Source organism: Corallococcus sp. Z5C101001, from assembly GCF_007352635.1.
GTDB lineage: Bacteria > Myxococcota > Myxococcia > Myxococcales > Myxococcaceae > Corallococcus > Corallococcus silvisoli.
This window is the reverse complement of the sequence record NZ_VKLU01000001.1, coordinates 276,234-302,938: the sequence shown is the minus strand read 5'-3', so window position 1 is coordinate 302,938 and position 26,705 is coordinate 276,234. Positions and strand designations below refer to the sequence as shown.

The 26,705-nt window shown below is 71.0% G+C and carries 25 protein-coding genes; 10 read left to right on the top strand and 15 right to left on the bottom strand.

Annotated features, from left to right (window positions below; all coding sequences use genetic code 11):
* Positions 1-45: 45 nt before the first annotated feature.
* The 4 genes from FOF48_RS01290 to FOF48_RS01275 all read right to left on the bottom strand — a co-directional run bounded on the left by FOF48_RS01290 (position 46) and on the right by FOF48_RS01275 (position 3,838).
* Complete coding sequence (locus FOF48_RS01290; RefSeq protein ID WP_143897938.1) at positions 46-834, bottom strand: hypothetical protein; 789 nt, start codon at positions 832-834, stop codon at positions 46-48.
* 35 nt (positions 835-869) lie between these two features.
* Positions 870-2,471, bottom strand: a complete 1,602-nt coding sequence (locus FOF48_RS01285; RefSeq protein WP_255441794.1) for a hypothetical protein — start codon at positions 2,469-2,471, stop codon at positions 870-872.
* A 224-nt stretch (positions 2,472-2,695) separates the two neighbouring features.
* Positions 2,696-3,184, bottom strand: coding sequence for a hemerythrin domain-containing protein (locus tag FOF48_RS01280; RefSeq protein WP_143897934.1), 489 nt, complete (start codon positions 3,182-3,184; stop codon positions 2,696-2,698).
* A gap of 9 nt (positions 3,185-3,193) precedes the next feature.
* Positions 3,194-3,838, bottom strand: a complete 645-nt coding sequence (locus FOF48_RS01275) for a hypothetical protein (protein WP_143897933.1) — start codon at positions 3,836-3,838, stop codon at positions 3,194-3,196.
* Positions 3,839-3,894: 56 nt separating this feature from the next.
* On the opposite strand from FOF48_RS01275, the gene FOF48_RS01270 reads away from it, so the two are divergent.
* Positions 3,895-4,737, top strand: coding sequence for an LEA type 2 family protein (locus FOF48_RS01270; RefSeq protein WP_186001719.1), 843 nt, complete (start codon positions 3,895-3,897; stop codon positions 4,735-4,737).
* Positions 4,738-4,751: 14 nt separating this feature from the next.
* Positions 4,752-5,438, top strand: a complete 687-nt coding sequence (gene aat / locus FOF48_RS01265) for a leucyl/phenylalanyl-tRNA--protein transferase (RefSeq protein ID WP_143897928.1) — start codon at positions 4,752-4,754, stop codon at positions 5,436-5,438.
* A 153-nt stretch (positions 5,439-5,591) separates the two neighbouring features.
* Here aat and FOF48_RS01260 read toward each other — a convergent pair whose 3' ends face one another.
* The 4 genes from FOF48_RS01260 to FOF48_RS36245 form a co-directional block, all read right to left on the bottom strand.
* Positions 5,592-5,972 (bottom strand): hypothetical protein, encoded by a 381-nt coding sequence (locus tag FOF48_RS01260; RefSeq protein ID WP_143897926.1) that lies wholly within the window; start codon positions 5,970-5,972, stop codon positions 5,592-5,594.
* A gap of 537 nt (positions 5,973-6,509) precedes the next feature.
* Entirely contained in the window at positions 6,510-6,767 is a 258-nt protein-coding gene (locus FOF48_RS01255) for a hypothetical protein (protein ID WP_143897924.1), read from the bottom strand.
* Between the two features lie 59 nt (positions 6,768-6,826).
* Positions 6,827-7,825: a hypothetical protein gene (locus FOF48_RS01250; protein WP_143897922.1), complete on the bottom strand. Its 999-nt coding sequence runs from the start codon at positions 7,823-7,825 to the stop codon at positions 6,827-6,829.
* Between the two features lie 59 nt (positions 7,826-7,884).
* The gene (locus FOF48_RS36245) at positions 7,885-8,682 is read right to left on the bottom strand and encodes a hypothetical protein (protein WP_186001718.1); all 798 of its coding nucleotides are present in this window, start codon (positions 8,680-8,682) and stop codon (positions 7,885-7,887) included.
* Between the two features lie 55 nt (positions 8,683-8,737).
* Here FOF48_RS36245 and FOF48_RS01245 point away from each other — a divergent pair, with 55 nt between their 5' ends.
* Positions 8,738-10,135: a hemolysin family protein gene (locus FOF48_RS01245; protein WP_143897920.1), complete on the top strand. Its 1,398-nt coding sequence runs from the start codon at positions 8,738-8,740 to the stop codon at positions 10,133-10,135.
* 9 nt (positions 10,136-10,144) lie between these two features.
* Here the strand turns inward: FOF48_RS01245 and FOF48_RS01240 are convergent, their stop codons facing one another.
* From FOF48_RS01240 to glgA, 3 genes are read right to left on the bottom strand one after another with little or no spacing between them, the layout of a single operon-like run.
* Positions 10,145-10,630, bottom strand: a complete 486-nt coding sequence (locus FOF48_RS01240) for a hypothetical protein (RefSeq protein WP_143897918.1) — start codon at positions 10,628-10,630, stop codon at positions 10,145-10,147.
* Positions 10,630-11,547: a serine/threonine-protein kinase gene (locus tag FOF48_RS01235; protein WP_143897916.1), complete on the bottom strand. Its 918-nt coding sequence runs from the start codon at positions 11,545-11,547 to the stop codon at positions 10,630-10,632. The genes FOF48_RS01240 and FOF48_RS01235 overlap by 1 nt, the downstream gene beginning before the upstream one ends.
* 36 nt (positions 11,548-11,583) lie before the next feature.
* Positions 11,584-13,017: a glycogen synthase GlgA gene (gene glgA / locus FOF48_RS01230; protein WP_143897914.1), complete on the bottom strand. Its 1,434-nt coding sequence runs from the start codon at positions 13,015-13,017 to the stop codon at positions 11,584-11,586.
* Between glgA and pdxH the strand changes: the two genes are divergently transcribed.
* Both pdxH and FOF48_RS01220 read left to right on the top strand, forming a co-directional pair.
* Entirely contained in the window at positions 13,016-13,684 is a 669-nt protein-coding gene (gene pdxH / locus FOF48_RS01225; protein WP_370456537.1) for a pyridoxamine 5'-phosphate oxidase, read from the top strand. The two genes, glgA and pdxH, sit on opposite strands and share 2 nt — an antisense overlap.
* Positions 13,685-13,744: 60 nt before the next feature.
* A complete protein-coding gene (locus FOF48_RS01220) occupies positions 13,745-15,712 on the top strand; it encodes a hypothetical protein (RefSeq protein WP_143897910.1) in 1,968 nt (655 codons plus the stop codon).
* 66 nt (positions 15,713-15,778) lie between these two features.
* Here FOF48_RS01220 and FOF48_RS01215 read toward each other — a convergent pair whose 3' ends face one another.
* A complete protein-coding gene (locus tag FOF48_RS01215; protein ID WP_143897908.1) occupies positions 15,779-16,468 on the bottom strand; it encodes an SDR family oxidoreductase in 690 nt (229 codons plus the stop codon).
* Positions 16,469-16,574: 106 nt separating this feature from the next.
* On the opposite strand from FOF48_RS01215, the gene hemG reads away from it, so the two are divergent.
* The 3 genes from hemG (at position 16,575) to FOF48_RS01200 (ending at position 20,053) form a co-directional block, all read left to right on the top strand.
* The gene (gene hemG, locus FOF48_RS01210) at positions 16,575-17,969 is read left to right on the top strand and encodes a protoporphyrinogen oxidase (protein WP_143897906.1); all 1,395 of its coding nucleotides are present in this window, start codon (positions 16,575-16,577) and stop codon (positions 17,967-17,969) included.
* A 255-nt stretch (positions 17,970-18,224) separates the two neighbouring features.
* On the top strand, positions 18,225-19,280 hold the full coding sequence (locus FOF48_RS01205) for a sensor histidine kinase (protein ID WP_143897904.1): 1,056 nt from the start codon (positions 18,225-18,227) through the stop codon (positions 19,278-19,280).
* Positions 19,277-20,053: a LytTR family DNA-binding domain-containing protein gene (locus tag FOF48_RS01200; protein WP_143897902.1), complete on the top strand. Its 777-nt coding sequence runs from the start codon at positions 19,277-19,279 to the stop codon at positions 20,051-20,053. The genes FOF48_RS01205 and FOF48_RS01200 overlap by 4 nt, the downstream gene beginning before the upstream one ends.
* A 64-nt stretch (positions 20,054-20,117) precedes the next feature.
* Here FOF48_RS01200 and FOF48_RS01195 read toward each other — a convergent pair whose 3' ends face one another.
* Both FOF48_RS01195 and FOF48_RS01190 read right to left on the bottom strand, forming a co-directional pair.
* A complete protein-coding gene (locus FOF48_RS01195; RefSeq protein ID WP_143897900.1) occupies positions 20,118-21,647 on the bottom strand; it encodes a hypothetical protein in 1,530 nt (509 codons plus the stop codon).
* Between the two features lie 60 nt (positions 21,648-21,707).
* On the bottom strand, positions 21,708-23,198 hold the full coding sequence (locus tag FOF48_RS01190) for a glutamate--cysteine ligase (protein WP_143897898.1): 1,491 nt from the start codon (positions 23,196-23,198) through the stop codon (positions 21,708-21,710).
* 170 nt (positions 23,199-23,368) lie between these two features.
* On the opposite strand from FOF48_RS01190, the gene rlmN reads away from it, so the two are divergent.
* On the top strand, positions 23,369-24,445 hold the full coding sequence (rlmN, locus tag FOF48_RS01185; RefSeq protein ID WP_143897896.1) for a 23S rRNA (adenine(2503)-C(2))-methyltransferase RlmN: 1,077 nt from the start codon (positions 23,369-23,371) through the stop codon (positions 24,443-24,445).
* A 212-nt stretch (positions 24,446-24,657) separates the two neighbouring features.
* Entirely contained in the window at positions 24,658-25,041 is a 384-nt protein-coding gene (locus FOF48_RS01180; RefSeq protein WP_143897894.1) for a hypothetical protein, read from the top strand.
* 37 nt (positions 25,042-25,078) lie between these two features.
* Here the strand turns inward: FOF48_RS01180 and FOF48_RS01175 are convergent, their stop codons facing one another.
* The gene (locus FOF48_RS01175) at positions 25,079-26,692 is read right to left on the bottom strand and encodes an adenylate/guanylate cyclase domain-containing protein (protein ID WP_143897892.1); all 1,614 of its coding nucleotides are present in this window, start codon (positions 26,690-26,692) and stop codon (positions 25,079-25,081) included.
* Positions 26,693-26,705: the final 13 nt, after the last annotated feature.

The following is a 26,705-nucleotide window of genomic DNA, read 5'->3' as shown; positions in this document are numbered from 1 at the left end:
GAGCGCGCCTCCCCGCCACAGGGCCGCCGGCTCGAAGTCGATGGCCTACTCGCGGCCACGCAGGAGGTTCTCGGGCAGCCGCGGGCCCGTGGGCGTGGGCCTGGGTGGCTCCGCCCGTGTGCCGCCGAAGGGGTAGCGCGCCTCCGCGTGGACGCCGAACGCGTCGCCTCCGGCGCTCGCCAGGAGCACGAGGTCTTCGTCAGGGCCCGAGTCCGCGGCCAGCCCCAGCGTCCAGGGGACTTCGTGGACGTCCGCGTCCAAGACGATGGGCGACGTGGGGCCTTCCCGGAGCACCGCGCGCGGCGGCACGCGCAGGGAGACCTCCACGGGCGCGGTGAAGCCCGGGCTCCGGTCCAGCCGCGCGACGAGCCGCACGGTGTCCACGCTGGACTCCACCAACCGCCACGACACTCGCAGCGGCGCGGGGATGCGGGCGGTGACGGGAGGCATGGCGGACCGCGCCTGCGCTTCAGGCGTGCCGTCCTCCGTGGCGCGCGCGAGCGCCACCGGCACGGGAGAAGACTCGACGGTGGGGTGATGCGTCTTCACGAGGGCGTGTCTGGCGGACGGGCCCGCGTGCGATGGCGGATCCCAGGTGTCCCTCCGTTGCGGCAGCAGGGCGACCAGCCGGGATGAGGCCAGGAGGGTCTCTCCGACGCGCGCGGGCACCTCTTCCGTCCGGGGTCGCGCTTCGGACGCGCGAGGCAGCTTCTTGCGGCGCGCGCGGTCCACGCTCGTGGCCATGCCCGCCGACACCGCGCCGATGAGGGCCAACACCAGCGCCGCGCCCGCGACCCGTCTTCGCAAGGGAGACCGGAGGAGGTTCGTGGGCACGGCCAGACGGCTTCGCGGCTTCCAACGCGGGAGTCTCATGGGCACAGGGGTTCGTGGCTGGGATATGGGAAGGCAGTGGCGGGTTCGGTGGCCGAGTCCACCAAGGCTTGGGGAAAGCCCTGGCACACCAATGCGTCCAGGAAGTCCGCGAGGAAGGGCGAGGGCCTGCCCGTGTCCACCACGTTCGCGAGCGCGCCCTTCGCATCCCGGGTCCAGGTGTGCCGCGTGTAGCCGCGTGCCCAGGGGGCCCGGTTCATCGCGGGCGCGGAGAGCGCGTCGTACAGCGGTTGGCTCGACGGCGTGCCGGCGGCCGTCCGGTAGAGGATGGCGGCGACCTCGTTCTCATCCACGGACTGGAGCAGCCCGTCCGCCGCGTGGGGCCGCGTCCAGGGACTCACCGACGAGGCGCGCGCGGACAAGTCCACCCAGAACAGCGTCCCGCCCTGCCGGTCGTAGTAGCGCGGGCTGCGCCGTGCGTCGGTGCTGAACCACGTGGCCCAGCCCTCGCTCCACGCCTGCCCCGGGAAGGTGGGCACGCCCACGTAGTGCGGACCGCCCTCCTCCGGGCTGGTGCCCCGGCTGGCCATCACCCAGTGCCCCAGCTCGTGCATCACCATCGCGTCGGACCACCACGCCGCATCCGAGTCCCCGGGCAGCCACAGCTGCGCGCTCCAGCTCCGGCCCACCGCCGTCACGCGCCAGGGCGCGAAGCACGCCCCGCAGGACCACTCCGTCCCGAAGCCCAGCCACGCCACCACGGGCAGGCCGTCCCGCCCGCCGTAGCGCTCGCGCATGCGGCGCCACGCCGTGCCCAGGACGTCGAACACGGCCGCCGCGCCCGAACCCTCGGACTCGCCAACGGTGAAGTCGGGGCCGGTCGACAGCTCGCGCAGCGTGCGCGTCCAGCTCCAGATGCGGGCCGCGTCGCCGGGCACGGCCGTCATCGGCTGCGCGCCCGGCAGTCCGGGGTCCGCCACCGCGTAGGCCACCGCGCCGTCGCGCCCTCGCCCCGCCGCGTACACGACGACGCGGTCGTCCTCCTGGAAGGTGGAGGGCACCTTCAACGTGAAGCGCCCGGCGGCGTCCGTCACCTGTGAGTCCAGCATCTTGCCGCCCTGGAAGGACACGACGAGGAAGCCCCGCGCGGGCACGGGCTCCACGTCCGAGGTCCAGGCGCGAAACGCCACGTCCGGGAAGCGACGGGCGTAGCGCACCGTGCCGCTCAGCGTGGGGCCGGGGGCACCGCAGAAGCCCCGGCCCGGCGCGGCTTCACAGGCGACATCACAGGCGCGCGCGGTCCACCGGCCATTCGTGCACACCTGCAGGGCCCGCGAGTCCGTGCACCGCGAGACGCCGTCGACACACGCGGGGCCCGTGACACATGCCACCACCGGGGACTCGACGCAGACGGTGTCCTCCGCGCAGTCCTCCCGGTGCACCGCGCCGCCCTCGCAGCGCTCCAGCACGCGAGGCCCCAGGCACCGCGACGGCGCGGGGAGTTGATTACACGCCAGCGCGGGCCGGAGCGTGTCGTCGGGGAGCGAGGAGACACAGGCCACGCAGGCCGCGCCTTCGCAGTCCACGGCACAGGGCCTCAGCTCTTCGCCCGAGTCGCAGCCCGTGAGCCCCAGCACCATGAAGGCCCAGCACCACGCCCAACCACCGCGTCCCACTGTGAGGAAACCTCGTTCGAACCCGCGCCGCGCGCCGGGACTGGATGCGGTGCGGAGGACAGCACGCACGCGCCTCGGTGTCTGGCGGGGACGGGCGGCCCACGGCCTCCCTGCCCGTCTGCTCATCCAGGAGCGGGCCTTCGTACGGCCCTCGGACGGTCGGAGCGACCGGCACGCAGCGGCACCAGCTATCGCGCGGGAGACTCCGTGCGCTCGAGGAACGCGGCCAGCAACGCCCGCCGCTCAGGCTCCTCCAGCACCCCGTCCAACGCGGGGAACAGGTACGTCTCCTCGCGCAGGGAGTGGTGGTGCTCCAGGTGCTTGAAGGTGCTCTCCATGTCGAACACCCGGAGCACCGCGCGGCGGAAGTCCGGTGCGCTCGCATCCAGCGCGTCCACCGCCTCCTGGCACTTCGCCAGCAGCTCCCGCATGCGCTGGTGTTCTCCGGTGAAGAGCTCCGGCGCGGCCCCTCGAATCCTCCCGGCCCGGGGAAGCTCCGGTAGGAGCAAGGCCTCCTCCGCCTCCAGGTGCCGCGTCAGCTCCTCGCGATAGCGCGTGAGTCGTTCACGGGCGGCGGGCAGGTCCATGCCCATCAGCGCTTCCTGATGCAGGAGGAACCGCTCCTCCAATTCGCGGTGGAGCGCGCCCAGGCTGACGAAGTCGGTGGGGACGGCCATCCGCGCCCTTCAGTGCACCTTGTCGTCACGCACGTTGGCCTCACGGGCCATCCGGGGACGCGGCGTCACCATGCGGGCCACGCCGGAGTAGAGCTGATCCTCCGTGTAGACCTTGCGCACGCGGCGGTGCGACGCGCGCGGGTGGTAGGCGGGGCCTGGACGCTCCAGCCATTGCAGCACACGCACCTCGCCCGAGTGCGCCAGCGCGGCGAGCAGCGCCTCCGGGCACACCTTCAGGTAGCGCCGCACCAGCGGCCGCAGCCGGCGCCCGAAGTCCGCGCCCAGCTTCGCGTGACGGCGGCCCGCGTGCAGCGTGCCGTCGAAGCGCAGCGAGATGTGGAAGAGCTCGTGCATCAGCGTCTCCAGCCGCGCCTTCGCGGTGGAGCCCCGGAAGAAGAGGGGCCGGAGGGTGATGCAGTACAGGATGCGGCGGCCCCGGATGCGGACCACCGGCTTGCGCCGCCCCGCCTTGTCGATGCTCTTGCCGCCCTTGAAGCACAGGGGCTTCACCGTGCCGCGCGACGCCCGCCGGGCCTCGCCCGCGACCACCAGGATGCGGCCCACCTTCACGTGGCCGAACTCGGGCATGCGGGCGGAGATGTCCCGGATGAGGGAGCGCAGGGTCCGGTTGAAGTTGGGACGTCGGGGAGCCACGGTTGGTGGACAGTCTAGCGGAAAACCCCTTGGGACCAGCGCCTGCCATTCCCAGAATGTCCTCCGTGAATCGCTCGAACCGTCTCCTCGCCCTGGTGTCCCTGCTGTTCACCCTCTCCGGGTGTGCCTCCGCCCCGGTCCGCTCCGCCAGTGGCCCCCCGGCGCTCACGGCCCAGGAGACCGCCGTGGTGTCCCAGGGGATCACCGACGCCACGGTGCGCTACACCGGACAGGTGACGGGGAGCGCCACCGGCGTCCTGGAGCGCGCCGACTACGAGCTCGTCGCCGACGGACAGGTGGTGAAGACGGGCTCCGCGAAGCTGGGTGTGCCATTCGCGCCGGGCACGCCCGCGGACTTCTCCTTCGAGGAGAAGTCCTCCTACGTGAAGGGCCCCGAGGACCTGACCCGCCTGAGCGCCCAGGGCGGCACGGTGCTCATCGCGTTGCGCGGCACGCTGGTGGTGCGCTCCGGGGAGCGCGAGGACACCCTGCCCTTCGCCGCCAGCCGCGCCGTGCGCGTGCCCCGCCTGCCGGTGGTCATCGTGGAGAGCCTGGATGGCGCCCGCTACTCTCCGGAGGAGGTGCAGATCAACCTCCGGCTGGGCGTGCGCAACCCGAACCCGTTCCCGCTGCGGCTGGAGTCGCTGACGTATCAGGTCGCGGTCGCGGACCGGCCGCTGGAGGAGGGGACGACCGGGCAGGCGGACACGGTGGATGCCTCCGCCACGGGCGTCTACCCGGTGGAGGTGGCGGTGACGGCGCAGTCGTGGGGCCCGGGCGTCAAGGCGCTCATCTCCAAGGGAGCGCTGCCCTTCAGCGTGAAGGGCGAGGTGAAGGGCCCCATGTTCCAGGTCCCCTACTCCCTCAAGGGTGACGTGAAGCTGAACGTGTCCCGCTAGACTGGGGCGCGCGCGTGCCCATCTATCTGTTGAGTGACGAGGAGCCGGAGCTGTTCCCACCGCCGGGCAAGGCGGACAAGAGCGGTCTGCTCGCGGTGGGCGGAGACCTGCGTCCGGAGCGGCTGGTGGCGGCCTACTCACAAGGCATCTTCCCCTGGTACAGCGAGGGGCAGCCCATCCTGTGGCACTCGCCGGATCCGCGCTTCGTGCTGGAGCCCGCCAAGGTTCACGTGGGGCGTTCGCTGCGCAAGGTGATGAACCGGGGCACGTATACGGTGCGCTACGACACGGCGTTCGCGAAGGTCATCGACGCGTGCTCGCGCGTGCACCGGCCGGGGCAGGACGGGACGTGGATCACGGATGCGATGAAGCAGGCGTACGTCCGGCTGCACGAGCTGGGGCTGGCGCACTCGGTGGAGGCGTGGGACGGAGAGGTGCTGGTGGGCGGGCTGTACGGCGTGTCGCTGGGCGCGGCGTATTTCGGGGAGAGCATGTTCGCGCTGGCTCCGGATGCCTCGAAGGTGGCGTTCGCCACGGCGGTGGAGCGCTTCCGGCAGTGGGGCTTCCAGCTCATCGATTGTCAGGTGGAGACGGAGCACCTGGAGCGCTTCGGCGCGGAGTCCTGGCCGCGCAAGCGCTTCCTGGCGGCGCTCGTCCAGGCGTTGAAGGAGCCCACCCGGCGAGGAGCTTGGACGGAGTAGGCTTCACGGAATGGAAGCGCACCGCACCCGAGGTACTGCCAGAACACCGGCGACGGCACGGTCAGCGTCCCAGCGCTGAAGCTGCTCAAGACGTATCACGGCGGCAACGCGCAGCAGACTCACGCGAGAACGATCCTCACGGGCCCCTGCGCGCTACGCGGGAGTGGGCCACTCTCGGAAGGGCGTCCAACTGCTGCGTGGAAGCCCCTCAATCGAGAGAATACGCGCGCAATGCTCATCGAAGTATCTGAGCATCGCATAGGCATCGAACAAGAAGCGTCCTTGCCTCGCATCCTCCAGCATCACGACCCTCAGAACAAAAAGGTCCTCGGCACGACGTACCAGTTCAACCTCGAAATCAGGTCGAGACATAGCGCCCCCCAGACGAGCAAGCTCATCCGTGGAAATGGCAGCCACCGCGCCATCCGTCTTGACCTCCCATTCCTGAAGCCGTCTCCCATCACCCATTTCCCTCGCCAGGGGAAACTTGACTTTCACAACGTCAGCCGAGGCCTTTGAATAGTCATCAACCATGGCGCCCCTCAGGACTTAAAAACACTCCAACGCACAGAAGCATTCAGGGAAGTGCGCAAGCACCTCACCCAGGCTGAGCGGAGCCAACCCACGCGCCTGCGCCGACCTACCCTCCGAGCCAATCAAGAGTCATGTCTCATCAGCCGCGGATATAACTCGCCACGAGCTGAAACTCGTAGGCGAATGCAACTCGGACGCCCGCATCCTCGAAAACGAAACTCTCATCCACAGCACAGACAGTCGGACTTCTCAAACTCCACAGTGTCGGTGCTCTTATCTCCATGCAGCCCAGAAGCACGAGATACCCTCGTCGACCATCCCTGGCGGACAACTCAACCACGAGCCGATCATGCGTGGGACTGAAGTCCCAAAGGCGTCCGGTGCCGCCCTCGTACTCCGAAAGCCTGTGATTGAACTCTGGAACACTCGCGCCAATCATTCTTTCCTCGCCAGCCAGGAGATGGTCCACCCGTCACGGCATGCCTGGAACGGCTTCCGGCGCGGATCACCCACGCGCCGGGATTCCCATGCGAGCCTTCACACGACGGCTGGGCAGCGGCGCAACGCTTCTTGCCAGAGGCGTTCGAACGCCTCCGCTGACATGGCGTGCTCCGCCTCCAACCCCAACTCCGAAAAGGGCTGATCCGCCAGCCATTCGCGATGCGCGTCGTCGCCCCACCGCCACACTTCGCCATGGACCTCGACCTGACGACTCGGCCACCCGTCGCTGACTTCCAGGTAGGCCATTCCCTCGCCCAGATCGGATTCGGCGGCGTGCTGAAAGTATTGCTTCATCAACGAGCCCCCCTTGAGCGCATGAAGCGAGGCCCGCGACTCCGACGCCTCGATGCTTCCTACTTCTTGCACGGAGACAGCGTGCGCTTCGCGTGGAGCAGATCCTCCTCCGTGGGGCTCGCGTAGCGCACGACCTTGGGCGGGGCCTTGAGCTTCTGGAAGTCGTAGGCGTAGAGCACGCCCATCTCCCGGCTCAGGATGTAGCGCAGGCCGGTGAAGTCCCAGAGCCCTCCGAAGAGCTGCCCTCCCGGCTTCAACGGCTGCAAGGCCGTGCCCTCCGGCGCGCGCGCGAACAGGATCGACACGTCGTCCGTCGCCCAGTTGCACGGGTTGCTGCCATTGCGGTGCAGATAGGACACCGTCAAATCAAACGCGCCCGCGCCCTCCTCCCCCGTCACGCCGAAGTACTCCCACAGCCGCGCGCAGCCCGGCGACGCGCAGTCCTGCGGCGGCAGGTGCTCCGCGTAGTCCGGGGGGATGCCGTCCGTCTCCTTGCCCGTCAGGCTGCGGTTGGGCCGGCGCAACACACAGCCCGTGGGCTCTTCCTTCTGCCTGAGCACGATGGGCGTGCCCGCGAGCCGGCCCGGAGGAAGCACCTCGCACTCCATCGCCAGCTCCGCCATCAAGAACGTCTGCCGGTCCTCGTCCGTGCCCATCCGCGCCGCCCACCACGCGATGGGCGTCCCCTTGCACGCCTTCGACTTCTCCTTGCCGAACACCCAGAGGGTCGCCTTGCTGGTGTCCGGAGCCCCCAGCTTGCGCGCCATGTCCGCCGGCACCGGCTTCACGCCGGAGCGGCTGCGCTCTCCCCCCTTGAAGAACTTGTCCTTCGAGGCCGGGATGATGGCCTGGTGCACCAGCCAGCCCAGCCGGTCGATGCCCACCTGCGCCATGGGCGTCACCGGCAGGAACTCCGGCTTCACCGGGCAGCCCCGGTCCGGCTCCGGCATGTCCACCACCACCGCCGAGCCGTCGTCCACCTGCGCCCAGGCGGCCCGCGGGCCCACCGTCAGCGCCAACACCAGCGCGAATCCCGCGCGCATCGCTCCGTTCATCATCGTCCGTCGGACCTCCACCCACGGTCATACCGCAAGCAGGCCCCACCGGGCGCGTGGCTTCAGCGCGGCTTCTTCCCCGCGGCCTTCGCCTTGGCCTTCACCGGCGCCACGACGCCCGCGTCCGGGGCGGGCACGTCCGACACCGTCGCGTCGGCCGCGTCCTCCTTCGCGGGGGCCTCCGGGGCCGGGGGCGCCTCCACCTCCGCGCGGTCCTCCAACGGCACGCGCCCCACCCCGCGGTTGAACAGCTCCCACAGCGCCTTGTGGTGCCCGGCCCGGTCCGTCTTCCCCGACAACACCAGCCCCGCGCCGCTGTAGCTCACCGTCAGGCCCGGCGGCATCCCCGCCGTGAAGTCCTCCAGCTGCGCCTGGAGCTGCGGCACCGCGAACGTCAGATCCAGCTCCCGCGCCAGGAACGCGTGCGTGCGCATGAGGTCCCTCAGCGCCAGCCGACAGGCGTTGTCCTGCACCGTCGCCGTCAGGCTCCGCTCCAGCCCTTCCACGACCTTCAGGTCCGGGCACGCCTTCTTCGCCGCCGCGAGCGGGGCCACGTGCGGTTGCAGCTCGATGGGCCCCACCATCACGCGCCACACGGCGAAGCGCCCCTCCGCGTAGAGGAGCACGTTCGCGACGCCCGGCTTGTGCGGCGTCAGGAGCAGCTCGCCGCTCTGGGCCAGCGCCTCCGCCGTCACCACGGTGGGGTCCTCCGACTCCGCCCAGTCCACCGCGGTGAGCTTCTGGAAGGTCTCCTTGCCGGGCTCCAGCGTCACCGCCTGGTCCACCGGCCAGGCCAGGGCCGCCGCGGGCGCCAGCAGGCCCAGCAGTCCGCCAATGACGTACATCCGACGTCCCCGCATGGTGCCTCCCGTCAGAGTGGTATGCCCCTCTAGCACGGGATAAGAACCACTCCCTATGCCTACCTGGACCCTCTGGGTCGCCTGCCTGGCCCTCTGCTTCATGAGGTCCCTGGTCGCCGCCGCGGAGTCCGCGCTCTATGGGACCTCCGACCTGCGCGCCCAGGAGCTCGCCGAGGAGAGCAAGAGCAGCGCCGCCCGCCGGGTGCTCCGCCACAAGACGGAGCGTGAACCCGCCGCCACCGCCCTGCGCCTGGGCATGGTGCTCTCCGGCTTCCTGGCCGCCGCCATTGGCGCCTTCGTCCCGCCGCGCCTGCTGGACTTCAGCCGCTACGGCGAGGCCGCCTGGGTGCCCATCGCCACCGTATGCGCGGGCGCCCTCTTCGTCGGAGTGCTCGCCAGCCTGATGGAGGTGACGCTGCGCGGGCTCGCCAACGGCAACCCGGAGCGCTGGGCCCTGCGCCTTGCCTCGCTGGTGTCGTTCCTGGTGGCGGTGCTCTACCCGCCCATGCGCCTGATGCTGGGCCTGCTCAACCTGGGCGCCCGCACCTTCGGCCGCACCCTGCGCTTCGAGCCGCCGCCCCCGCCGCTGGAGGAGCTGGAGAAGCTGCTCGCCGCCCAGGCCGCCCGCAACGAGGTGGACAAGAGCGCCCCGCAGCTCATCCGCTCCATCTTCGAGCTGTCCGACAAGCGCTGCCGCGACGTGATGGTCAACCGCACGGACGTCGTCTCCGTGGACGTCACCACCCCGCCGGACGAGGTGCTGCGCATCCTGGCGGAGGAGAACCACTCGCGCATCCCCGTGTACCACGACGACGTGGACCACATCGTGGGCGTGCTGCACGCGCGCGACCTCATCCCGCTGCTCCAGCACCCGGAGCTCATCGTCCTCCAGGACGTCATCCGCCCCGCCCACTTCGTGCCGTGGATGAAGCCCGTGGGCGACCTGCTCCGGGACATGCAGAAGCGGAAGATCCACATGGCCATGGTCGTCGACGAGTACGGCGGCTTCATGGGCGTCGTCACGCTGGAGGACATCCTCCGCGAAATCGTGGGCGACATCGGCGACGAGTTCGAGGTGGAGGAGAAGCTCGTCGAGAAGATGGCCGACGGCAGCTCGCTGGTGGACGCCGCCATGGAGGTGGATCAATTCACCCAGCTCTTCGGCTTCCCCCTGCCCGAGGGCGACTTCGACACGCTGGGCGGATACCTGTCCTCGCTCGCGGGCCACCTGCCGGACGTGGGCGAGCGCTTCAGCTACAACGGCTGGCAGTTCGTGGTGGCCACCAAGGAAGGGGCCCGCATCGACCGCGTGCGGATGACCCGCCTGAAGAGCACCGCCCCCGGCCTCCCGGACGGACCGGGCCGCGACGGCGTCAACGGGTCGAAGGAGGACGGGCCGTCCTCGCCGCGCCACGATCCGGGCTCCGGCGCGTCCCACGACGCCAAGGGCTGAAGCGGGGCCTCAGGGCGCCGGGCGGGGTTCGCCGCCCGGCATCCACGCGATGTCCAGCGAGCGCGCATCCCGGAAGGGCGCGCGCCGCTCGGAGCCGCCGAAGCGCAGCACCACGCCCCCCTCCAGCCGCACCGCGTGCGAGCCGGCCTCCAGCCGGCCTCCGCCCCGGGGCACGGCCAGCGGGAAGCGGACCTCCAGGGGCACCGCGCCCCCGCCGTCCAGGGGCACCCCCATCACCTGCTCGCCCGTGGCCACGCGCCGGCCATCCACCCGCAGGTCGAAGTCCACGCGGGTGAGCGAGGCCGCGTCGGAGGACGGGTTCTTCACCTGGAGCTTCAGCGTGAGCACCCCGGCGCCGTCGCGCGCGAAGGCCACGTCCACCGCCTCCACCCGCACCGCCTCGTCGTAGGCGCGCGGCTGGAAGGGCACCGCGCCCAGACAGCCGGACAGCATGAGCCCGCCGGCCAGCGTCAGCACCGCCCGGCGCGCGTGCATCAGCCGCCCAGCAGAGGCTGGAGGGCCTCCACCGTCAGGGGCCAGCCCGCTCGGCGCGCCAGCACCTCCAGCGCCTTGATGAACTCCGCCGCGGTCTGGAAGCGGCGGGCCCGGTCCGCGAACAGCGCCTTGCGCGCCACCCGCGCCGCGTAGTCCGGCAGGTCTGGCGCCAGCGTGGCGAGCAGCGGCACGCGCGCGTCGCGCACCTGGTGCATCAGCTGCGCTTCGTTCTCCCCGGTGAAGAGGCGGCGGCCGCACCACAGCTCCCAGAGCATCACGCCCACCGCGTACAGGTCCGTCCTCGCGTCCACCGCCTGGCCCAGCACCTGCTCCGGGCTCATGTACGGGAGCGTGCCGCGCAGCGCGCCGGAGTCGCCGCGGATCATCCCCTCCACCTCCGCCACGCCGAAGTCGGTGAGCTTCACGTCGCCCTGGATGCCCAGCAGCACGTTGGCGGGGTTCACGTCGCGGTGGACGATGGTGGCGCCGTTCTCCCCCACCTTGGCGCGGTGGATGTAGTCCAGCGCCTTGAGCACGCACCACGCGATGTAGCAGGCGGACTCCGGCGGCATCGCGGCGCCGGCCTTGATCAGCAGCTCCTGCATGTAGCCCAGCGTCCGGCCACTCACGAGCTCCTGGACCATCAGGTAGTCGGGGCCGGCGCGGAACAGCCGGAACGTCCGCACGATGTGCGCGTTGCGCAGGCGCACCGTCAGCTTCGCCTCATCGACGAAGGCCTTCACATAGGCAGGGTCGTTGCGGAACGACGGGTGCAGCCGTTTGATGACCACTTCCTCGGGCTCGCCCGGGGAGCGCTGCGTCGTTTCACGGGCACGCGCCTGATACACCTCGGCCATGCCACCGACCGCCAGCCGGCCGACCACTTCATAGCCACCCAGGTCCGGAGCTTCCGCCACGGCGGGAAGTTTAACGCGGATCCACTGGGGGCCCCACTATTCAGCCACCAGGGAGGCGAAGAGGGCCTCGTATTTCCGGGCGGACGCGGTCCAGGAGAAGTCCTTCCCCATCCCCCGCCCCCGGAAGTCGCCCAGGCGTGAGGGGTCCGCGTACAGGGAGAGCGCCCTGCGGATGGCGGCCAGGAGCGCCGAGCGGTGGAAGGACTCGAAGAGGATGCCGTTGCCGTCCAGCCCCCCCTCCACCGTGTCCACCAGCCCGCCCGTGGCCCGGACGATGGGCACCGTGCCGTAACGCAGCGAATACATCTGATTCAGGCCGCACGGCTCATAGCGGCTGGGCATGAGGAAGAAGTCAGACCCCGCCTCCACGAGATGTGACAATTCAGGGTCGAACCCGATATGGACCCCCACCTGCCTCGGGTAACGGGCCTGCAACGCCTTCAGTCCGGCCTCCAGGCCGGGGTCGCCGTTGCCCACCGCCACGAAGCGCAGGTCCGCCTGGAGCGCTGCGGGCAGCGTCTCCAGGAGCAGGTCCACGCCCTTCTGCCACGCCAGCCGGCTGACGATGCCGAACACGGGCGCGTCGCTGTCCGCGGGCAGCCCGAAGCGCTCCAGCAGGGCGCGCTTGCACACGGCCTTCCCCGCCAGGTCGTCCGGGCCGTAGTGCGCCGGCAGGAAGGAGTCCGTCCGGGGGTTCCATTCGTGCGCGTCGATGCCGTTGATGATGCCGGTGAGCGCGTGCGCGCGGCGCCGCAGCAAGCCCTCCAGTCCGTAGCCCTGATCCGCCGTCTGGATCTCCCTCGCGTAGGTGGGCGACACGGTGGTGAGGGCCTCGGAGTAGACGAGCCCCGCCTTGAGGAAGTTGACCTGGTCGTAGAACTCCACGCCCTCCGGCGTGAACAGGTCCCACGGCAGCCCCAGGTCCTCCATGGTCCCCTTGGGGAAGCGCCCCTGGTAGGCCAGGTTGTGGATGGTGAAGACGCACTTCGCGCGTCCCAGGGGCGTGCCCTGGAAGCCCCGGCGCAGCGCCACCGGGACCAGCCCCGTCTGCCAGTCATGCAGGTGGATGATGTCCGGGAAGAAGCGCAGCCGCTGCGCGGCCTGGAGCGCGCCCACGCACAGGTAGGCGAAGCGGCGGGGGTTGTCCGCGAACTCGCCGCCCGCGACGCCATACAGCCCCTTGCGGCCGCCGTAGAAGGCCTCGTTCTCCAGGAAGAGCACCTCCAGCCGCTCGGAGAGGCGCGCGGAGAGGACGGGGCCGCCCGTCTCACCGAAGGGGAAGCGCAGCACCAGGGACTGGCCGGTGGGCTGCAAATGCCCGGTGTTGCGCACGTCCTGGTAGCGGGGCGTGATGATCTTCACGTCGTGCCCCAGGCCGGCGAGCGCCGTGGGCAGGGCCCCGGCCACGTCGCCCAGTCCCCCCGTCTTCGAGAAGGGGGCGACCTCCGAGGCGATGAAGAGGATCTTCATGGGCCCGCCATTGCGTGCGAGTCCCGACAGGGAGTCAACCGCGAACGTGCGCGCCGGGGCGGGGTTTCCTATGTTGCGCCGCGTGAGCATCCCTCCAGACCCCATCCAGCGCTTCGCCGACCTGTTCGCCCAGGCGAAAGCCGCCATCCCCGTGGACCCCAACGCGATGGTCGTGGCGTCGGTGGACGACCAGGGCCGCCCGTCCTCGCGCGTGGTGCTGCTCAAGGACTTCGATGCGCGGGGCTTCGTCTTCTTCACCAACTTCCACAGCCGCAAGGGCCGCCAGCTCCTCGCGCACCCCTACGCGGCGCTGTGCTTCCACTGGCAGCCCCTGGAGCAGCAGGTGCGCATCGAGGGCCGGGTGGAGCGCGTGACGGACGCGGAGGCGGACGCGTACTTCCAGAGCCGGGCGCGCGGCAGCCAGATTGGCGCCTGGGCCAGCCTCCAGAGCGAGGAGCTGCCCACGCGAGAGCTGTTGGAGCAGCGCGTGGCGGAGGTGGAGGCGCGCTTCCAGGGCCGGCCCGTGGAGCGCCCCCCACACTGGAGCGGCTTCCGCGTCATCCCGGAGCGCATCGAGTTCTGGCACGGCCGCCCCAGCCGGCTGCACGAGCGCAACCTGTATCTGCGCGACGGCGAGGGATGGAAGACACAGCTCTTGTTCCCCTGATCAGCAGGCAGGGGGCCCAGGCCTTTCCACTCCGGGTCGGCACCTCTAGCATGCGCGTCCATGCTGGACATGGACATGGTGGCGCGGCTGGCCGCGTACGCGGCGGGCCTGGAAGGCGAAGGCGCCGAGGACCTGGTGCGTGAAGCGCTGACCCGCACGGAGCGCGACGGCGAGGAGGAGACCGTCGCGTGGCTGGAGCTGTACATCCGGTTCATCGATGAGGACCGGGCGGCGCTCTTCGGCCAGCACATCGACGAGTTGCACGAGGCCCAGCGGCAGGCGGCCATCACCGTGCAGGCCGCCGTGCGCGGCTGGCTCGCCCGCCGGGCCCTGGAGCGCGAGAACGAAGCCGCCACGAAGATTCAAGCGCTCGTGCGCGGTCATCAGGTCCGCAAGGAGCTCCAGGCCCAGAACGAGGCCGCGACGAAGATTCAAGCGCTCGTGCGCGGTCATCAGGTCCGCAAGGAACTCCAGGCCCAGAACGAGGCCGCCACGAAGATTCAAGCGCTCGTACGCGGCCATCAGGTCCGCAAGGAGCTGCAGGCCCAGAACGAGGCCGCCACGAAGATTCAAGCGCTCGTACGCGGTCATCAGGTCCGCAAGGAGCTCCAGGCCCAGAACGAGGCCGCCACGAAGATCCAAGCGCTCGTGCGCGGTCATCAGGTCCGCAAGGAGCTCCAGGCCCAGAACGAGGCCGCCACGAAGATCCAAGCGCTCATCCGCGGCTATCAGGCGCGCACGGAGTATCAGGAGCTGAAGACCGCCGCGGTGCGGCTGCAAGCCCAGTTCCGGATGTGGCAGGCGCGGCGGCAGCTCCAGGAGCTGCGGGAGCAGAAGGACCGGGAGGAGAAGATCATCCTCGTCCAATCCCTGGTGCGGGGGCGGACCGAGCGCAAGAAGTATCAGGCGCTGCTGCAGTTCTACGACGACCAGGAAGACGACTCGCGCCTCGTGAAGGCTCCGGTGCTGCGCATCAACAGCACCGTGACGCTGGAGGGCCACCGCGTGCTCGCCGTCTACGCGGACGTGGTGAAGGACAAGCTCAAGCTGTTCTACGACAACGCCTCCAAGCCGGCGATTCCCCGCAACAAGAACCTGGTGCAGGTGGACACCCACCCCACGCGGGATGGGTGGCTGACCGCCTGGGCGAAGCTCGCGTGGAAGGAGCTCTATGCCTCACAGGACAAGGCCGATAAACCGTTGAAGGTCTCCGGCGAGAGCTTCCCCTGCATCGGCTCCATCAAGATCAACGGCGCGAAGCAGCACTTCGTGGAGGAGAAGGTCTGGGTCAAGGTCGGGCGCACGGACAGGGCCACGCGCTACAACATCCTGGGTGACAACCTCGCCCTGGGGAAGAGCGCGCCCCTGAGGGCCCAGGGCATCCGCAAGGTGCTCTCGGGGGACCTCACCGGCGTGGCGGACATCGAGATCGAAGCGGCGCTGGCCATGCTGGGCGCGGAGACGGCCCGCAATCCCCGCTCCTATGGCGTGGGCCTGATGCTGCTGGACCTGGTGGAGAACGACATCAAGTACGGCAACAACAAGTCCTATACCTGGAGCCTCATCCTGGGCTCCGCGTTCCACATGGGTGAGAACGAAAACCAGTACGAGGAACGCAAGACCGGCTACCAGTGGAACACCGTCGACAACCGGTGGGACGTCGTCGACGGGGACAAGGCGGATCGCTGGAGCCAGTTCGACCGGACGCTGAAGGCCCAGGCGCCCTCCAAGTTCCACAAGTCCCCCGTGAAGGCGCTGTGGGCGGGCAAGTGGCCCATGTCCCCTTCCGCCTCCATGTCCCTGGGCGGCTACGATGTGGACGTCCCCAACGACTCCGACCAGCTCAACGCCGTCCAGTACAAGGAGCTCAAGACGATCCTCAAGTGGTACCGGTTCGTCATGCGCGGCATCGACGTCGAAGCCACCGACGAGCACGAGGCCGAAGCCCAGCTCACCAAGCTGTTCCGGCTGCGGCTGCTGTCCATCCGGATGATGGACAACGGCTACCTGAAGCAGACCTGGGCGTAGCGCCCACGGCCCTTGGGGACGCCGGGGGCGGCGTTCACCGCGAGACACCGCCCCCGTCCGGAGGGGCTACCAGGGCACCTCCGCGCCCTCGTAGTCGAAGAACCGGCCGGAGTGCTCCAGTGAAACAGTGTCGATGACCCGCAGCATCCCGCGCACCGACTCCTCCGCCGGCAGCGGCGCGTCCTGGCCGCCCATGTCCGTCTGCACCCAACCCGGATGCAGCAGCACGCACGCCAGCCCATCCCGGCGCAGGTCGTTGGACATGGAGCGCACGCCCATGTTCAGCGCGGCCTTGGACATCCGGTAGGCATACGCGCCCCCTTCCGTGTTGCTGGAGAGCGACCCCATGCGCGACGTGACATGCGCCACGCGGCGCCCCACTCCGCGGCGGAGCGCGGGCAGGAGCGCGGAGGTGATGCGCAGCGGCCCGAGCGCGTTCACCGCGAACGTGCGCTCCAGGTCCTCGTAGTCCAGCTCGTGCAACCCCACCCACTGGCCCGACACACCCGCGTTGTTGATGAGCACATCCACCGGCTCGCGCGAGACACGTTCCGCGAAGGCCTGGACACTCTCCGCGCGAGTCACATCCAGCGGGTGGATCCGCAGGCGGTTGCCCGCCTCATGCAGCAGCGGCTCCAGGCGGCGCGCCAGCTCCGGGGCGCGAACACCCGCGTCCACCGTTTCTCCCCGCCGCAGCAGCTGCTGCACGAACTCGAAACCGATGCCACGGCTGGCTCCCGTGATGACATAGCGCATGCCTTTATTAACGCGCCGGGTGGCTCTCCTTGGCAAAGCTCCTGCCTTCGCACTAAGGCGCCCAGGGTTGCTCAGCGCACGACAAGCCCCAGGAGAAAAGAACGCCATGACGGTCGCGGTCATTGGGGGTGGGATTACCGGCCTGGTTCTGGCCCACCGATTGCGGGCTCGCGGCACGGATGCCGTGTTGCTGGAGTCGGCTTCGCGCGTGGGCGGAAACGTGCAGAGCCATGCACGCGAGGGCTATCTGCTGGAGTCCGGACCCAACAGCTTCCTGGACCGGGAGCCCGCGATGCGGGAGCTGACGGCCGCGCTGGGCCTGGAAGCGCGGGTCCGCCCGGCGGATCCGGCGGCAAAAAACCGCTATGTCTTCACGCGCGGTGCGTTGCGCGCGGTGCCAGCCTCGCCGCCCGCCTTCCTGAAATCCGACATCCTCCCCCTTGCATCCCGCCTCAGGGTGTTGGGTGAGCTCTTCAGCGGGCGGAATCCCACGGGTTCGGATGAGTCACTGGCCGCGCTGGGTCGGAGGCACCTGGGCCGCGAGGCGACCTCGGTGTTGCTGGACGCGGTGCAGACGGGCACCTACGCGGGCGACCCGGAGCAGCTCAGCGCGGAGGCCACCTTCCCGCAGCTCGTGAAGTTCGAGCGGGAGCACCGCAGCCTCATCCTGGGCGCCATCCGCGCGCAGCGAGCGGCGCGCAAGGCCGCGGCCAGCACCGCGGCGACGCCGGCGCTCACGGGGCAGATGCGCACGTTCGACGGCGGCCTGGGCGTGCTGGTGGACGCCCTGGCGAAGTCGCTGGGGGGCGCGGTGCGCACGGACGCGACGGTGGAGGGCCTCACCCGCGAGGCGGAGGGCTGGAAGGTGCGCGTGCGGGAGCGGGGACAGCCGGTGGAGCTGTCCGCGTCCCAGGTGGTGCTGGCGGTGCCGGCGCACGTGGCGGCGGCGCTGCTGCGTCCGTTGGACGCGGAGCTGGCGCGACAGGCGGATGCCATCCCCTACGCGCCCATCGCCGTGGTGCACCTGGGCTTCGCGCCGGGCGCCACGCCGAAGCCGGATGGCTTCGGGTTCCTGGTTCCGGCGGTGGAGCGCAAGGCGGTGCTGGGCACCATCCACGCCTCCACCACGTTCCCCTTCCGCGCGGAGGGCGGCCGGGTGCTGCTCACGTGCCTGATGGGCGGCACGCGCCAGCCAGATGTCGTGGCGCGGGACGAGGACGCGCTGGTGGCGCTGGCGCGCGAGGAGCTGGGGACGATGGCGGGCATCACCGCGACGCCGGAGCTGACGGAGGTGGTGCGCTGGCCGCGCGGGATTCCGCAGTACACGGTGGGCCACCTGGAGCGACTGGCGGCCATGGACGCGCGGCTGGAGCGCTGGCCCGGCCTGCACCTCACCGGCAACGCGTACCGGGGCGTGGGCATCAACGACTGCGTCCGCGAGGCGACGCGCCTGGGAGACACCCTGGGGACGCGGGCGGGGGAAGCGGCCCGAAGCGCTTGAGCGACCGCTCACCCGCGCTCCGCGACGGCTGGGGTCAACCCTCCCTGAAGGGCCCCTGGGTCGCTGCCAGGGTTCGTGACCATGTTCCACGGACACTGGAGAAGCCCCCCATGTTCTCATTGCGCTCGCCGCTCCTGTCCTTGCTCGCCGTCCTCTTCTTCCCCGCGGTCCTCGCCGGGGCGTGGGTCGCGGACCTCGTCCCCGCCCCCGTCCCCCAGCGCTAGCCTTCGGGACGGTGTAGCCTTCCGCTCCCGCATGACGGAGACGTCGGAAGGTTCCATCGTTCGCGCCACGCTGCGCGCGCTGGTCGCGCCGTGGCGGCTGGTCCCCATCGTCCTGGTATCGCTCCCGCTGCTCGCGGCGCAGGTGCGCTGGAGCCTGGATCCCCACGCATTCTGGCTGGGCCTGCTGTTGTGCGTGCTGTGTGTCGCGGTGGCCCCCGTGTCGTACCGGGTGCTGTTCCCGGAGGGGCTGGACCTGAGCCACGGCGGCATCCGGCTGCTGCTCTACGCGGCGGTGGGCAGCGGCGTGGTGCTCTCCGTGGGCTATGCGCTGCCGCGCGTCACCCTGATGCGGCCCACGTTCCTGTCGGAGCCGTACAACCTGGCCATCTGCGGCGGCCTGTTCCTGGTGGCGGGGTGGGGGCTGGGCCGGGACATCGGCTTCGAGGAGACGCTGGCCCACGAGCGCGCCCGCGCCACCCGCTTCGCCTGGGAGGCGGAGCAGGCGCAGCTGCTGGCGCTGCGCAGCCACCTGGATCCGCACTTCCTCTTCAACACGCTCAACGCCATCGCGGAGTGGTGCCGCGAGGACGGCGCCGTCGCCGAGGCGGCCGTGCTGCGGCTGTCCACGATGCTGCGCTCCGTGCTCGCGGGCGTGCGCAGCGTCACCTGGCCGCTGTCGCAGGAGCTGGAGCTGATGCGCACGCTCTTCGACCTGCACCTGCTGCGGGACCCGGACCTGTTCCAGCTGCGCGTGGACGTGGCGGAGGGGCTGGGCGACGTGCCCGTGCCGCCGCTGCTGCTGCTGCCGCTGGCGGAGAACGCGGTGAAGCACGGGCCCGCGGCCGGCCACCGGGGGCCGCTGCGGGTGGAGGTGACGGCGCGCGACGGCGCGGTGGTGGTGTCCATCGACAACCCGGGGGCCTCCAAGGGCCCGCGCGAGGGCAGCGTGGGCGTGCCCACCGTGGAGCGCCGCCTGGCCCTGGCCTACGGGGGCCACGCCCTCTTGTCGCTGGAGAGCGCCGACGGGCGCACCCGTGTCACCGTCACCCTGCCCCGCCAGGGCCCCCAACCCGGAGTCCTCACGTGAGAGAGCCCCTGCGCATCCTCATCGCCGATGACGAGCTGCTGGCCCGCAAGCGCCTGGCCCGCCTGCTGGCCGCGCTGCCGGACGTGAGCATCCACGGCGAGGCGGTGGACGGAGACTCGGTGCTCGCCGCGGTTCGCGAGGGCGGCGTGGACGTGGTGCTCCTGGACATCCACATGCCGGGGCTGAGCGGACTGGACGCGATGGCCCTGCTGCCCGAGGGCGGCCCCCACGTCATCTTCTGCACCGCCCACGCGGAGCACGCGGTGAATGCCTTCGAGCACGGCGCGGTGGACTACGTCCTCAAGCCCGTGGAGGCCGGGCGGCTGCAGAAGGCGCTGGAGCGCGTGCGGGCGCGGATGCCGGCGCGAGCGAAGAACCTCGCCGTCCCGCCGCCCGCGGCGCCAGCGGGGGACAAGCCCGCCTTCGCGCGGCTGCCCATCCCCACGCGCCAGGGGCTGGTGCTGGTGTCGCCGGACGCCATCTCCCATGCGTCGCTGGAGGACGAGCTGGTGACGGTGTTCACCGCGCAGGGTGACTTCCTCACCGACTTCACGCTCAACGAGCTGGCGGACAAGCTGCCCTCGGAGCACTTCCACCGCGTGCACCGGCGGGCGCTGCTCAACCTGTCGCACGTGACGCGGCTGGAGCCGCTGGAGACGGGCGGCTATCTGGCGCGGACGGCGCGCGGGCACTCGGTGGAGGTGAGCCGCCAGTCCGCGCGCGAGCTGCGCCGCATGCTGGGCCTGCGAAAGGGCTCCGAGGAAGAGGGCTGAGCCCGCCGCCGCGCGCGAGCCACCGCCTCACGGGCCCCCGGCGCGGCGCGCGTCCCCGCCGCGCTCAGTTCCAGACGTACAGTTGGTGCACCCGCCCCGCGTCGTCGCCCAGCGTGTCCAGCAGGGACTGCTTGGCGGGACCGGGCAGCTCCGCGCCTCCGCGCGCGCAGCGGGCGGCCTCCTCCCGGGCGAAGATGGACGCCTTGCAGAAGGAGTCCTGCCAGCGCGCCAGCAGCGACTGGAAGAAGGTCTGCTCGTAGCCGCGCAGCTCCGCGTCCAGCCACCCTTCCTTGTCGGGCCGCTCGAAGTGCTGCGGCCGCACGCCTCCCGGCTCGAAGGTGATGTTGTGCTCGTAGCCGGAGGCGGACAGGGCCTTCTCCGCCTTCACCGCCAGCGGCGCGTGCCGGTCCTGGAGGATGCCCTGCGCCACCACCGCGAAGTGGTACTCCACGCCCCGGCGCAGCGCGTGGTAGTCGAACGAGCGCGACACGTCGCGGTACTTCGTCACCTCCACCGTCGTCTTGTACTCCACCGTCTTCGTCTGGCGGACGAGGCGCTTCTTCATCTGGCCCTTGTCCTCGTACGACTCCTCCACCGTGTACGGCACCTCCGCCGTCGCGGTGCGGTCCTCGTGGTCCGTGTACGGCACCCGCTCCGTCCACGGCGCCGTCAGCTCCACCGGCTGGCTGGTCCGCTGCTCGCTCAGGCTCCCCGCGAGGGTGAGCGGCACCTGCCGGGTGGACGCCTCCGAATACCAGGGCGAGGCCTCGAACGCGCCCGACAGCCGCGTCATCAGGTACTGCACGACGTCGTTGCTGATGCCGTCCATGGACGCCTGCCACGCGGGCACGCCCAGCGCCTCCGGGAACATCCGCGCGCGCGGCGCGGGCTGCTGATAGTGCGCGCAGTAGCGCGACACCAGGTCCGTCCAGTGCTCGGCGGCCCCGGAGAGCGTCTGCTTCAGCTTCGCGCACGTCGACTCGCCGCCCTGCTGCACCGCCTCCTCCACGTCGCGGCGGATGGGCGCCATCTCCGCGTGGGCCAGCAGCGCGCGCTTGCGGTCCAGGTGCGCCTCCGCCGTCAGCGCGTGGCCCCGCTTCGCCTGCTCGATGATGAGCTGGCGCAGGTGCCGGTGCGTGCCCGCCATCTCCTCCAGCAGCGAGCTCTCCATGCCGCCGTCCAGCTTGGAGTTCCACTTCACCTTGTAGCCAAGGAACTGCTCCAGGTTCACCTCCGCGTCCTCGTCCCGCCCCTCGACGCGCGCCTGCCGCGCCTGGGTGAGCAGCTGCGACAGCCCGCGCCAGCGCAGGTCTTCCAGCGACGCGCGCAGCTCCGGGTTGTTGGGCGACTCCTGCACCAGCTTGACGTAGACCTCCGCGGCCTCGACGAAGCGGCCCTTCTCCGCCAGGTCATTGGCGTGCCCGCGAACGGACGAGCACGCGCTCAGCGCGCTCGCGAGCACCAGCAGCGGCACGAACAGGAACCTCCGGCGCGCGCCGGAGCGGAACGACAGGGACGGGGAGGCAGTCACGGAGACGACACCCTTCAGCGCGAGTCGATTGGCCCGCAGGCTGACGACCCGGATGGCCGCCATATTCACCGCGAGTCCCCCGTCCCGACAAGGGGCCCCCAGGCGCCCCACCGCGCCCGGACCTCAGCGCGGCTCCACGGGCCAGGTGTGCACCGGCAGCCCCTCCTCCGCGTGCTCCAGGTAGCGCTCCAGCATGGCCGCCAGCGCGTCCTGCCGGGGCATGTGGGCCTCCAGCCGCTCCAGCACCGCCCGCTGCCAGCGGGAGCCGGTGCGCTTCAGGGCCACGCGCTGCGCGATGATGTCCAGCATCCCGTCCGCCTCCGCCGCCTCCACCCCGGCCTCCACCAGGCCGCGCCGCGCCACCGGGAGCAGCCGCTTCACCAGGTCCACCGCCGGCACCGGACGGGGGCTGGGCGCGACCTCCGCCGGCCACAGCAGCGTCGCGTCCAGGCCGTGGTGCGCCGCGCGCTTGAAGTTGCGCCGCGCCTGCGAGAAGGGCAGCGCCGGGAGCAGCGCGTCCACCCGCTCCGCGAGCCCCAACGTCAGCCCCAGCAGGAACGCCCCGTTGGCCACCATGTCCACGGGCGTGGGGCCCGACGGCAGCGCGCGCAGCTCGATGCGCACGTGCCCGCCTCCCTGCGGATCATAGACGGCCCGGTTCCACGACCAGACCGTGCCCTGGTGCAGCCGCAGCTCCTCCAGCTTCGGCAGGCCGCCCGCGGCCACCACCTCCAGCGGGGACTCGTGCCCCACCACGGGCAGCAGCGGGGGATAGAGCGCCACGGCCTCGGCGAACAGCTCGTGGAGCCCCTCGCGCACCCAGCCCTGACCGAACGTCACGCGCGGGTGCAGCTGCGCGCCCTCGTCGCTGTCGCTCCGGTCGTCGGTGGCCTGCTGGAAGAGCGCCACGCGCGTCTCCTCCCACAGCCGCCTGCCCAGGAACACCGGTGAGTTCCCGCACGCCGCCAGCACCGGCCCCGTGGCCAGCTGCGCCGCGTTGTACACGCGCGCGAAGTCCTCTGGGGACACGCGCAGGTGGAACTGGAGCGACGTGTTCGCCCCCTCCAGCGTCACGTCCTCCCAGGCGAGGTTGAGCGTGTCGTCGCCCGCGATGGCCACCTGGAAGGGCCCGTCGCGCCGCCCGCGGATGGCCGTGGCCAGCGCCCGGTAGCGCGCCTGCGGCGTGAGCGCGTTCTTGCCCAGGTCCGCCTGCCGCAGCGTGGGCAGGATGCCGACGGCCGCCACGCGCGCGCCCTCGCCGGCCGCCGCGCGCCCCAGCTCCCCCAGCACCTCCTCCAGCTGCGCCTGGAGCCCGGTGAACGGCCGCCCCGCCAGCAGCGAGGGCCGCAGGTTCAGCTCCATGTTGAAGCGGTTGAGCTCCAGCGTCAGCCGGTCGTCCCGCGACCTCGCCAGCACCTGCTGATTCACCGGCAGCGGAGAGCCCGCGCCATCCACCAGCGCCACCTCCAGCTCCGCGCCCAGCGTCGTGGGCCCCACGCCGAAGCCGGGGCGCTTGAGCACCTGGCGCAGGGCCTCCAGGCTCTCCTCGAGCCGGTGCACGAACCGCGCGTGCTCCTCCGGCGTGAACTCCTCCTGCTGGATGGCGAGCCCCATAGGCCCTCCACGATTGGCACGACGCGCCGCGCTGGCACGCGAGGTGTCACCCGCTGGACGCCGCAACGGCCCGGAGCCCGGACGCATGGCGGCGCTCGCACTCCCCTGCCCGCCCTCCGAGCCTGCGGGCCCGGGTGCGCGCGGGCCGGGTGTGTTATCTCCGCCCCGTCATGCCGGACGCCCCACTCGACCTCCACGACCTGCCCCGCCCCGCGCTGGACGCGCGGCTCGCCAGCTGGGGCTTCAGCCCCCAGTACCGCGAGCGCGTCTGGACGGGGCTGTACCGCGACGGGGTGACGGCGCTGGGTGACGTGGCGGGCCTGCGCCCGGACCTCCAGGCCGTGCTCCAGGAGCGCGCGCGCCTGGGCACCCTCGCCACGCACCACGAGAGCTTCAGCAGCGACGGGCTCACCCACAAGCTGCTCCTGCGCCTGCACGACGCGCAGACCATCGAGACGGTGCTGATGCGCTTCAAGGGCCGCGCCACCGTGTGCGTGAGCACCCAGGCCGGCTGCGCCATGGGCTGCGTCTTCTGCGCCACCGGCCAGATGGGGCTGTCGCGCCACCTGACGCCGGGAGAGATCGTGGGCCAGGTGCTCCACGTCACGCGCCTGTTGCGCGCGCGAGGGGAGGCGCTTCGCAACATCGTGCTCATGGGCATGGGCGAACCCCTGCACAACTACGAGCACACCATGGCCGCGGTGGACATCCTCGTGGACCCCAAGGGGCTCGCGCTGGCGCCGCGCTTCATCACCCTGTCCACCGTGGGCGTGGTGCCCGGCATCCTGCGGCTCGCGGACGAGGCGCGCCCGGTGCAGCTGGCGGTGAGCCTCCATGGCGCCACCGACGCGGAGCGCGCCGCGCTGGTGCCCGCCGGCCGGCGCTGGCCGCTGAACGAGCTGATGGACGCGTGCCGCTACTACGTGGCGAAGCGCAAGCGGCGCATCTTCTTCGAGTGGACGTTGATCGCCGGCCGCAACGACACCGCGGAGCACGCGAACCACCTGGGCCAGCTGCTCCACGGGATGGACGCGCACGTGAACGTCATCCCGCTCAACCCCACCGTGGGCTACGACGGCGGCCCCAGCGTCGCCGACGCGGTGCGTGCCTTCCAGGACGTGCTCACGACGCACGGCGTGCCCAGCACGGTGCGCCAGCGGCGCGGCATCGACATCGACGCGGGCTGCGGCCAGCTCAAGGCCGCCGTGGAGCGCAAGCCCCGCCGCCCCCTCCCCGTCGCCTCCTAGGCAACCTCGGGGGTCGCGCGGCACACCCCGCGCGTCCACCCGACCTGCAGTGTCACACCGCTGCGCTAGCGTGCGCCCCGCTCGCACGTGCGTCATGAAGTGCGAGCAGCGAATGGATTTTCGTGGGCCCTTGCGTGGCATGGGCTCGTGGGCACATTCTTTTGACGACGGCTTCCACGCAACCCCAACGGCTTTCCCGGCGGAGGTGGGCAATGCTTTCCATCCAGGAGCACGGCACGGTGGAAGAGGCGAGCAGCAACCTGCTCGACTTCATCCTGATCCCCGACAACTGGCTCGAGCAGGCGCGGCAGGCCGAGGGCCCCTCCGCGTGGCCGGCGTCGGACACGCAGTACCAGCGGCGCGTGGGCACGCTGCGCATCTGTGCGTCGGTGGACGTGGCGCCGTCATTGGACGTGGTGCTCCACATCGCGTTCCGCGCCCCCGGGCTCACGCCCCTGAAGGCCGCGGACCACCTGGAGAGCTTCCTCAAGCAGCGCCTGCCGCTGACGCCCAACAGCGAGTGGCAGGTGGAGGTGGACGAGCGCCGGTGGATCCACTTCTCGCGCCGCTACGCGGGCGCGCACCTGCTGGCCTGACGCGCCGGGCCCGGCCGCGCGCGGACACGCTGGCGCCTCAGTGCGGCGACAGCCGGAAGTGCCGCAGCGGCAGGGCCACGTTCTTCACCGGGGACTCGGTGAGGGGCCCGAACTGGAGCTTGCGCACGAAGGGCTCCCGCGACGACTTCAGTGCTTCGTGCACGCTCTCCATCACCAGCGTCTCGCGGAAGCCCGCCAGGGACTGGAGGCGCGCGGTCTGGTTCATCCCGCTGGAGAAGGCGGTGTAGCTGCGGTTGGGCCCGAAGAGGCCGCAGTTGGCGGGGGCCAGGTTCACGCCCACCGCCACGCCCAGGCCCGGCAGCTTCACCCGGCGGCACAAGGCGGCGACCTCCTCCCGCGCGCTCAGCTCCGCGGTGAACGCCTGGATGTCGCACGCGGCGCGCACGGCGGCCTCCGCGCGGCGCACGCGATCCGTCTGGAAGAAGGGCGGGCCGAAGAGGCCGATGACGCAATCCCCCACCATCTTGTCGAACACGCCGCCGTGCGCCCAGATGCAGTCCACGGCGCGCGCGCTCCACTCGTCCACGAACCGGCCGATGCTGCGCGGGCTGTCGAAGCCCTGCTCGCAGATGCGGGTGAAGCCGTTGATGTCCGCGAACAGGATGCCCACCTCCTGCACCTGCGCGCGCAGGTGCCGCGCGTAGTCCGGATCCTCCAGCAGCGCGTCGATGGCGACCGTGGGGAAGAACTGCGACAGGTGGATGCGCTCGCGGTTGTAGTCCAAAAGCCGCTGGCTCAGCGTGGAGGCCAGCACGCGGATGAGGTCCATCGCGTACGCGGAGAAGCCCTCGTTGCTCCAGACGACGATCTTGCCCAGGGGCTCGCTGCGCGCCGCCGCGGAGATGAGCACCGCCTCCGTGGTGCGCCCGTCGAACAGGCGCTTGAGCACGCCCGCATCCCCGTGCAGGAGCCGCGTGCCGTGCTGGTGCAGCAGCGCCTCCAGCGGGGCCCCCGGCTGCTTGCCGCTCTCGTACTCCAGCTGCCCGTGGCGGTACGTGCGGTAGTGCAGGACTTGCGGCTGCACGGCGTCGCGGTACAGCAAGAGGAAGCCCGGCAGCCGCACCCGCTGCGCCAGCGTGCGCACCGCCTGGTCCATGCCCGCCTCGAAGACGGGGTTGGCCAGGTGCTCGTTGCACTGGAGGATGAGCTGGTGCTTCTCCGACGCGGTGTGGACCAGCATCAGCACCGTGTCCAGCTCCTCCGCCACCACGTCCAGCGCGCGCAGGCGCTTCGCGGTGGTCTCCGCGTCGCCGGGCGGCCCCGCGTGGAGCACGCCCAGCGTGCCCACCGGTGAGCCCGCCACGTCCAGCGTCTGCGTGAACAGCGTGCCCGTGTCCCGCACGCTCACGCCGGGGACGCCCGCCAGCAGCCCGCCGGGGAAGACGCCGCCCCAGTCGCCCTCGCTCCAGGTCTGCTCCACCAGCTCCTCGTCCCACGTGGTGACGGCGATGGCGCGCGCGCCCAGGTGCTGGAGCAGCACCGGGAAGCAGCGCTGGAAGCACTGGCTGAGGGTCTCGCGCTCCCGGAGGCTCTCTTCCAGGAGGTCGTCCGCGACACGCCCCAATTGACGCAGGAAGCGGTACTCCTCCAAGGACAACTCAGGGGGTGGGGGCTGGAGCGCCAGGGTCATGTCCGCCCCTTGT

Coding starts and splice junctions, on each gene's coding strand:
- pdxH (WP_370456537.1), top strand. CDS start 13,016: ATGGGCCCGCCATTGCGTGCGAGTCCCGACAGGGAGTCAACCGCGAAC.
- glgA (WP_143897914.1), bottom strand. CDS start 13,017: ATGAAGATCCTCTTCATCGCCTCGGAGGTCGCCCCCTTCTCGAAGACG.
- FOF48_RS01205 (WP_143897904.1), top strand. CDS start 18,225: ATGACGGAGACGTCGGAAGGTTCCATCGTTCGCGCCACGCTGCGCGCG.
- FOF48_RS01285 (WP_255441794.1), bottom strand. CDS start 2,471: ATGGTGCTGGGGCTCACGGGCTGCGACTCGGGCGAAGAGCTGAGGCCC.
- FOF48_RS01250 (WP_143897922.1), bottom strand. CDS start 7,825: ATGATGAACGGAGCGATGCGCGCGGGATTCGCGCTGGTGTTGGCGCTG.
- FOF48_RS36245 (WP_186001718.1), bottom strand. CDS start 8,682: ATGCGGGGACGTCGGATGTACGTCATTGGCGGACTGCTGGGCCTGCTG.
- FOF48_RS01270 (WP_186001719.1), top strand. CDS start 3,895: ATGTCCTCCGTGAATCGCTCGAACCGTCTCCTCGCCCTGGTGTCCCTG.
- FOF48_RS01175 (WP_143897892.1), bottom strand. CDS start 26,692: ATGACCCTGGCGCTCCAGCCCCCACCCCCTGAGTTGTCCTTGGAGGAG.
- FOF48_RS01195 (WP_143897900.1), bottom strand. CDS start 21,647: ATGGCGGCCATCCGGGTCGTCAGCCTGCGGGCCAATCGACTCGCGCTG.
- FOF48_RS01260 (WP_143897926.1), bottom strand. CDS start 5,972: ATGGTTGATGACTATTCAAAGGCCTCGGCTGACGTTGTGAAAGTCAAG.
- FOF48_RS01220 (WP_143897910.1), top strand. CDS start 13,745: ATGCTGGACATGGACATGGTGGCGCGGCTGGCCGCGTACGCGGCGGGC.
- FOF48_RS01240 (WP_143897918.1), bottom strand. CDS start 10,630: ATGCACGCGCGCCGGGCGGTGCTGACGCTGGCCGGCGGGCTCATGCTG.
- FOF48_RS01245 (WP_143897920.1), top strand. CDS start 8,738: ATGCCTACCTGGACCCTCTGGGTCGCCTGCCTGGCCCTCTGCTTCATG.
- FOF48_RS01180 (WP_143897894.1), top strand. CDS start 24,658: ATGCTTTCCATCCAGGAGCACGGCACGGTGGAAGAGGCGAGCAGCAAC.
- rlmN (WP_143897896.1), top strand. CDS start 23,369: ATGCCGGACGCCCCACTCGACCTCCACGACCTGCCCCGCCCCGCGCTG.
- FOF48_RS01255 (WP_143897924.1), bottom strand. CDS start 6,767: ATGAAGCAATACTTTCAGCACGCCGCCGAATCCGATCTGGGCGAGGGA.
- hemG (WP_143897906.1), top strand. CDS start 16,575: ATGACGGTCGCGGTCATTGGGGGTGGGATTACCGGCCTGGTTCTGGCC.
- FOF48_RS01215 (WP_143897908.1), bottom strand. CDS start 16,468: ATGCGCTATGTCATCACGGGAGCCAGCCGTGGCATCGGTTTCGAGTTC.
- FOF48_RS01280 (WP_143897934.1), bottom strand. CDS start 3,184: ATGGCCGTCCCCACCGACTTCGTCAGCCTGGGCGCGCTCCACCGCGAA.
- FOF48_RS01190 (WP_143897898.1), bottom strand. CDS start 23,198: ATGGGGCTCGCCATCCAGCAGGAGGAGTTCACGCCGGAGGAGCACGCG.